Annotated in this window: 6 protein-coding genes; all 6 read right to left on the reverse strand. The window is 46.1% G+C overall.

Features of this window, described 5'->3' with window-relative positions; all coding sequences use genetic code 11:
• Nucleotides 1–5: 5 nt before the first annotated feature.
• Nucleotides 6–3188 (reverse strand): hypothetical protein, encoded by a 3183-nt coding sequence (locus tag VLX91_05130; protein HUI29576.1) that lies wholly within the window; start codon nucleotides 3186–3188, stop codon nucleotides 6–8.
• A 198-nt stretch (nucleotides 3189–3386) separates the two neighbouring features.
• Nucleotides 3387–4304 carry an MBL fold metallo-hydrolase gene (locus VLX91_05135; GenBank protein ID HUI29577.1) on the reverse strand — a complete coding sequence of 306 codons (918 nt, stop codon included), beginning with the start codon at nucleotides 4302–4304 and terminating at the stop codon, nucleotides 3387–3389.
• A 13-nt stretch (nucleotides 4305–4317) separates the two neighbouring features.
• On the reverse strand, nucleotides 4318–4830 hold the full coding sequence (locus VLX91_05140) for a gamma carbonic anhydrase family protein (GenBank protein ID HUI29578.1): 513 nt from the start codon (nucleotides 4828–4830) through the stop codon (nucleotides 4318–4320).
• Nucleotides 4827–5675: a DUF3108 domain-containing protein gene (locus VLX91_05145; protein HUI29579.1), complete on the reverse strand. Its 849-nt coding sequence runs from the start codon at nucleotides 5673–5675 to the stop codon at nucleotides 4827–4829. Before VLX91_05145 ends, VLX91_05140 begins: the two co-directional genes overlap by 4 nt.
• 132 nt (nucleotides 5676–5807) lie before the next feature.
• Nucleotides 5808–7454 carry a S41 family peptidase gene (locus tag VLX91_05150; protein ID HUI29580.1) on the reverse strand — a complete coding sequence of 549 codons (1647 nt, stop codon included), beginning with the start codon at nucleotides 7452–7454 and terminating at the stop codon, nucleotides 5808–5810.
• Nucleotides 7455–7653: 199 nt separating this feature from the next.
• Nucleotides 7654–7859, reverse strand: a 206-nt coding sequence (locus VLX91_05155; protein HUI29581.1) for an alpha-amylase/4-alpha-glucanotransferase domain-containing protein, incomplete at its 5' end; no start/stop codon positions are given.

Raw genomic sequence — 7859 nt, forward strand, 5'->3', positions numbered from 1 at the left:
GATTCCTAGAAATCGTATCCCAGCGAGAAGTAATAATGCGGGGGCGAAAAGTCCGTTATAGTGTATGCCCATGCCACGTCGAACCGGAGAAGAAAATAAAGAACCACCATCCTCGCCCCGAAGCCCGTGCCGACAAGCAGGTCTCTCGTCTCTAAGTTTCCATTGACATCGTGGTCGAACGGTTGAAACTTCTGATAAACCGGCGTCGGGACAGCGACATCCGGATATCCCACATAATTGTTCCACCCCCATGCTGAGCCTACATCGACGAAGGCAGTGCCAAATAGAGTTTCGAAGAGGGGCAAGGGACCAGCTGAAAGAAAACCAAACATGGGAAATCTCAATTCCATGTTCAGCAGCGCAAAGTTGTTCCCAAATCTTGCATTGTAATCGAAACCACGCATCGGGACGACCGGAGTCAGGAATTCCAGATCTTCTGCGTTGCGAACCGGAATAAAATCGCCGTCAAACTTTGCATTGATCCAGTTCTCCGTTCCACCGATGAAAAATTCCTGCGGGTTCGGTCCGATCGATGTGCCCGCAAAGACTCGCCAGGCAAAAGTGTAGAACGTGCTGAATAGTTTAATGTAATCGCGATAATCGACAATGCCAGTCGCGAAGCTGATTCCATCGCCGGTTACTTTCGGCGTGCCATAAAGAGATATATAATACCGCGATCCGTTGATAGGTGAGATATAACCGAAGAATGAATTGTCGTGGACGTAACGCAGCGACGGAACAATCAGGTTCCTGTTTTGCGTCGGCTCGATGGGTTCGTCGAGATTCTCCCGCGTCAGGTTCATTAAGCTTACCCCGCTTTCCAGCCTATTAAACCTGTCGAAAGGATAACTCGTGCTGAATGACAGCCCGTAACTTTGGAAACGATAAAGATCGTCATAGCCGGTACCGAACGGGGACTCCAAGTAAAGAAATCTGGCAAAATGTTCACCGAGTATGGAAAAATTCATTCTCGAGGGAAGGTAATCGTACTCTAACGCGTAATCACTGTTCTTAAGGTCGACGAGCAGATCCGCAAGGAGATAAATCTGGTGATTTCCAAGCATGTCGCTGAATGCCATGATGGTACTTCCCTGGACGCCGAAAAAAGTATTATATCCAGCATTGCCGTAAACTATATCCGGGGTGAAATTCAATTTATACCTTTGAGCGATGTAATCTCCCGCGCTGTCGACGTTTCCTTTCACGTTGAAATTATCATTGAAGTTCGGCGGGTTGAACAGGCTGTCGCTCTTCGTATTGTTTCCGAATACATAATTGCTCAGGTCAACCTGTATATCTTTACCGTAAAGATCTTTCACCTGAGATGAATCCGATTTAGTCGAGTCGATCGGAGTTTTTTCAGCGGCAGTTTCCGGCTTCTTCGAAGCAGCCAGCTCGACCTGTTGCTGCTTCATGAAACCGGTTAATGGAACCTGCTCTGCGCTCAACAAATGGTCGCTCGGATTTTTAAACAAGTAAATATCGAATCCTCCATTTTGAAGAGTCGAAAACGCTAATTTCGCTCCGTCCTTTGAAATCGAGCACTGGTAGATTCCGCTGATCGCATTCGTGACCGGCTGACTCCTGTCACTGTCCAGGTTCATATAGTAGATATTTGCGATACCGGTCTTGTCGGAAACATAGTAGATGTGCTTTCCATCCGGATCAGCGACAGGATAGGAATCCTCTCCAAGTTCATGGTGGGTGAGCCTTTCAACTATTCCCGTTGCAAGATCTATTGAATAGATATGGGATTGGTTGAAATCGTAACTCCACATCTTAAAATCTTTCGGGACATCGGATTTCTGCAAATAGTCGCCGCGGTCGCTGACAAAATAGATTTTCTTTCCATCCGGCGACCATGATGGATCCGCATCGCTAAAAATATCGTTCGTGAGGTTGGACAACACTTTGTTTTTTAAGTCGTAGACATAAATATCAGACTGCTGATTATTGTCCCCAATAAATGCCAGCCTGTCCCCGTCGGGCGACCATGACACCGAAAAAACACCTTCTAAATTATCGAACGGGATTTCCGTTACATCTCCCGATGACACGTCGATTATGTTTATCGCGTCATGCGAGCCGCTCTTCACGGCGATCGCTATTTTCTTCCCATCGGGCGACCAGGAGAGGCCAGGCGTCAACAAATGAAGTTCTTCAAAATTCTTCTGCGAGTAACCATCCACTAACTTTTTTATTATTTTCCCATCACTCGCGTTCATGAGAAAAATACTGAAATAATCATCACGGTCTGAAATGAAAGCGATCTTGTCACCTTGGGGAGAAATTGCAGGGCTCGTGTTGTAGAAATCGCCGAGGTCTTTGTGATCGGTCAGCTGTTTGGCGAAATCTTCCGGTCTTTTTCTTACCGCCACATCCGGCCAATACATTACTTTTTGCTCATATTGCCAGCGCTTTGACAATTCCTTAATACTTATTCCGAGCGCACTCCTGAAACCGGATTCAACGCTTCTGGTGGTACGAATTCGGCTCAGTATTTCCGCTATTTTTTCCTCTCCATATTTATCCGCGATGTACCGCCACACTGATTGCCCGCCGCGATACGCAAAATAACCGTTCAACTCGTCGATAGGAACGATATATTCATTCACCGTTGCGTCGAGCATGAACATATCGGAATTCGTTTCCCAGCCTAACGATGCATATTCAGCCATTCCCTCATTGAACCACATCGGAAGCTGCAGCGTGATATTATTTGCGATCATCGACTGGACTGAGCCGCCGTAAAACATGTCGTTAAAAATTGCGTGAACAAGCTCGTGAGCGATCACGTGCCGGAACAACTGGTATGAACCCTCGAAAGGAACGACAATTCTGTTTTTGAATTCTTCTGTTACCCCGCCGACTCCTTCTTCAAGATATTCTGAGACAACGTTTGTTTCCTGCCAGTCATTGTGAGAGTCGTAGACGACGATCGGAATGCGATTGGTTATGTCGTAATGAAATAGGGCACTGTGGTGGGTATATGCGGTTTCAGCCGCATGCGCGGCAAACTCCGCTATATGGTATTCAGAAGGATAAAAATAAATGTCGAAATGCTTCGACTGGATGAAGTACCAGTCGAAATTCCTATACTGCACTTTGTTTTTGCCGAACTCATCCACCTGAGCAAAGGAAACTGCAGAAGTGAGAAGGATCCCAAACACCAACAATCTTTGAATCATCTTCAATGATCTTTTCTCCACAAAAACTTACTATTGTTCCCAACTAATTTCAAGATTTCAAAGTTCCTTTTGAGAGACATCAACAAATCCGCTTGTTACCCGGCAAAATCCAATAAGAAAATAGACTGGACATAACTCTATCTTGTGCTTTCTTTTCACCTTGGAATTAGACGATTGAGAATAGATTCGGGTTTAGTGCTAAAATTTAAATTCCAGACCCTCTTTTGCAGCGCAGAGCTTGAACGAATAATTCAGTTTCTTCATCTCCCTGTTGCTCCGTGCCACCATGTCGTCCACATCCTTGTCGGTCAATGAAGGATCATAGTGGAACAGAAATAATGTTTTGACCCCTGCTTCAAAGGCCAACCGAAGCGTATGCAAATAATGCGAATGTCCCCAGCCGATGTGATCGCCATATTGTTCGGGCGTATAAGTTGTATCGTGGATCAAAACATCGACCCCTTTTATGAAATCCCGCACACGATCATTCGGATCTCCATGGTATTCGCGGAAAAGTTTCAACACTTCAGCTTCCCCGTTTGTAAAAAGGTGCGCCGTCTCTTCACTGAACGGTTCGTTATCGCTGACATAAGCGAGGGATTTGTTGTTATAACTTATCCTGTATCCGATGGTAAAGCCAGGATGATTTACGAAGAAAGACTGGACTTTTGCTCCTTGAACGTTTATCGTGTCCTCTTTCATCGGTATGAAGTCTATTTCCGCCTCAAGCTCGGAGAGATTAACCGGAAAATAAATTTTGTTCATCTGCTCGGCTATCAGCTCGGCGAGCTTAACACCTTTCGCCTCAGGTCCGACAATAGTCAACTTATTCCCCGGGACAAACGCGGGTCTGAAAAACGGGAAACCCTGAATATGGTCCCAATGAGGATGAGTAATCAGAATATGTGCGTTGATGTTTTTGCCGTCTTTCATCAGCTGGTTGCCGAGGTTTCTAATGCCCGTGCCCGCGTCTAAGATAATCAGATTCCCATTCCTATGAGCGGAATCTTCTGCGTCCAAATGCAATTCGGTGCACGCAGTATTCCCGCCATATCTCACCGTTGATTCGCCTGGCGTCGGGATTGATCCTCGAACTCCCCAGAATTTTATCCTCATTTAAGCTCCGTGGTCAAGTATGCGTTCTGTAGTTTGCGACATAATCAACGTAATTTTGTGCCGACTCCTCGATTTTTTCTATCTCATCGATTTTCAGGTCCCTCACCACTCTTGCCGGCACGCCGGCAACCAAGCTTTTCGGAGGGACGACAAATCCTTCACGAACCAGCGCTCCGGCCGCAACGAGACTGCGCTCTCCTATTCTGCAACCATCGAGTAGTATAGCTCCCATGCCTATCAAGCTGTAATCTTCTATATGACATCCATGAATTATCGCGCTATGTCCGATAGTAACATTGGAAGCTACGAAAGTCGGATGTTTTTTGTGCGTAACGTGAATCACACTATTATCCTGGACGTTCGTCCTTTCTCCAATTTCAATGAAGTTGACATCACCGCGAACTACCGCATTAAACCACACGCTTGAGTATCTGCCAATTTTTACGTCCCCGATAATTTGTGCCCCCTCCGCTACGAAAACGCTTTCATGAAGCTTCGGTGTTATTCCCTGATAGCTCAGAATCATTGACTATTACTCTTAGTAGGAATCCAGTTATCCCTTTTGATATCCTTTAATTTAACGACAACACTTCCAAGCACAACTTTTACGTCGCCCTTCAACGGCAATTCGGCCGAGTCCGAACTCATCCATCCTACAAAATCTCCCGTTACACCATAAAAACCGGTGAAGTTTATGTGCCCCGACATTCTGTACGAGTCGACAGGAAAATCAAAAGCGGTGACTTCGCACGGCTCCCGCTCTTCGTTTATCGTCAGATCGACGGACGATCTGGTGGTATCGACTACGATTGGAATTGAAAAGCTCGTCTTGTTATTCCCGGCGTTCTCGCAAGCAGTTCGCAAGTAATAAAAAAAACTCACGCCGTCTGTATAAGGGTGGTCTATAGGAAAGTCAATCGTGCTGACCATCTTACCGTCTTTGAATTGCTCCCAGTTAACATTCTTTCTTTCATAATTGAAATCATAACGCGTATAAACCCAGCCGCCGTGTTCCTTCTGGCTGTTAGAAGTGGACAGGCACATAAGAGTTCGCGCATCAGCATAAGTCTCATAAACTGCATGAAGATCGACGAAGGGTATTCCGCTGTACGAATCTATGTAGGCACGGAGGCGGTATGCCGGAATACTGTCATAGGTTGTTTTGCTCAGGACTTGGAATCTTACTGCACCAATCTTGAAGAGCAGATAACTTGCCTCGTAAGTGAGTTCTTCTTTAATCTGCATCACCGAATCGTGTTCGCTGCCGAGCCAGCTCGACCCCCGCAGTTCGTTGTTCAAACCATTAAAAAAGGAAATTGCATATACCGCTCTAAGCGCCAGCAGAAGAATCACTGCTACTGAAAGCGACATCAAAAAAATCTTTAGTTTCTTTTTGGAACCGCCATCGATGTCCAATTTATTTCTTTATTCCACTCTGATCATTCAGCCCTCGATTTTGTCATACTTCGAGGTTTTGACCGCTTTATGAAAATGGGTAGCCGGTTAATTCAGGCCGGCAATTTGTTTGGCCTCGGGGAAAAGAGTCATCGCCTTCTCGAACTGGTTATCAAACGTCAGTACTACTCTGTACCATCCTTCGTTTCCCCAAACGTTGCGTGCTATTTGAGCTTTTACGAGCATCGCAATATATTTTTCATTCTTTTCATATTCACCACGATCGATCTTTACACCGGCTTTTTTTGCCTGGTCAAAAATCTCCATGAGAATCCAGTCGGAGACTTGAAATTTTGCATCAAAATTTTCCGAGCTGCCGTATTCTTTCTCCAGCTCCTCCTGCTTTTGCGTATAACGGTCGTCAACGTATTCCAGGAATATTCTCTTCACCTGAAATTGATAGACAAACTGTGGCACCTCGGCCATCTTGACTATATAATCCGGAGTTATTCCTCCTCCTCCGTAGACTGTTCTTCCGGAAGCGGTTTTGAATGTCGGACGCGTCGAGTCGCTTTCCATTGTGTGCGTCAGATTTGAACCGGATTTTTCCGACGTATCGGCTACATATGCGCCCATAAAATATTTTCCGCGATCACTGTCGTAAGGCCTCTGGATGAGGCGGCCGCTCGGAGTATAATAACGGGCAATCGTGATTCTCACGGCAGATCCATCATTCAAATCGAATTGCCTCTGGACCAATCCCTTGCCGAAACTGGTTTCACCGACGATCAGTCCGCGATCAAGGTCTTGAACGGCCCCGGACACTATTTCGCTCGCGGACGCCGTTCCACTATTGACAAGGACTATCAAAGGCATCCGGGTATAATTCCCGCCATTGGAGGTAAAATTCTCGTTTGCCTCGGGGATACGGCCTTTGGTATAAACGATAGTATCGCCGCGCGGGAGGAAATTACTCGCGACATCCACTGCCTGGTTCAAAAGACCGCCCGGATTCTCTCTTAAATCAAGTATAAGCTCCCTCATTCCCTGTGACTTCAATTTCCCGAGTGCATCTCCAAGCTCATTGTTTGTAGTTTCGGAAAACCGATTGATGTAAACATACCCTACATCATGGTTCACCATGAACGACGTGGTGACAGAATACAAGGGTATCTTATCGCGGGTAATTTCAAATTGCAGCGTCTTATCTACGCCCTCGCGTGCGACTGTCACATCGACCTTCGTTCCCTTCGGCCCGCGCAGTTTCTTCACTACGTCATCGCGCGAGATCCCAACAGCGGACTTGTTATCGATAGCCACAATCTTATCCCCCGCTTGCAGCCCAACAAGCTCACTAGGTCCTCCCGCTATGGGAGAAACTACAAGCAGCGTGTCGTCCACAACATCGAACTCAATCCCGATTCCTTCAAAAGATCCATGAAAGTCTTCGGATATCTGCTGTGCCTCCTTTGCTGGTATGTAGACCGAATGTGGATCAAGCTGACCAAGCAATCCACTTATTGCCGCGCTGACAAGCTTTTGGGTATCAATATTGTCGACATAATACTTGTCCGCGAGGCTGAGAACATCCTTAAACTTCTCAAGCTGCTGGTAAATGTTATCGCCGCTGAATACACTTTGTATTTGCATCCCGATAATTATGCCGACGATTACCAACACTATTCCGCCTGCAGCACGGAGCCCGCGGCTGACTCGTCCGCCGGCAGCCGACAATTTATCTTTAAACAGTTTCATTTATAATTCCTCTTCCAGGGCTTCAAACATATATGAATAACAGATTACCTTCTACCGCCTTGTTTAAACTAAAAGAGATGCTTCGTCCTCTATGATCCGATTAAATATATGCTACGAACTTATCTGCAACAAGGAACCTAAAGCTGATGGTTCACGGCCGATCGGTGAAATCAGCTATGAACGATGAGTCCTCGACTTTTTATCTTAATCTCCCTATTGAAAGTCTAAATTCGAGCGAGTATTCCTTTTCAATTTTCACTTTGGAATGCAGGAAGACGACCGAACTTTGGTACACTCTCTCGAAGCCCGACTCGGAGAGGGAAACGGTCTCAATGGGGAATCGCCACAATGTGAGCGGTTTGTCGACTTCAACCGTCACTCTCAACCCTTGCCATTCATCCGATA

It is taken from the genome of Candidatus Acidiferrales bacterium (genome assembly GCA_035515795.1).
In the GTDB taxonomy this organism is placed as follows: domain Bacteria; phylum Bacteroidota; class Ignavibacteria; order Kryptoniales; family JAKASW01; genus JAKASW01.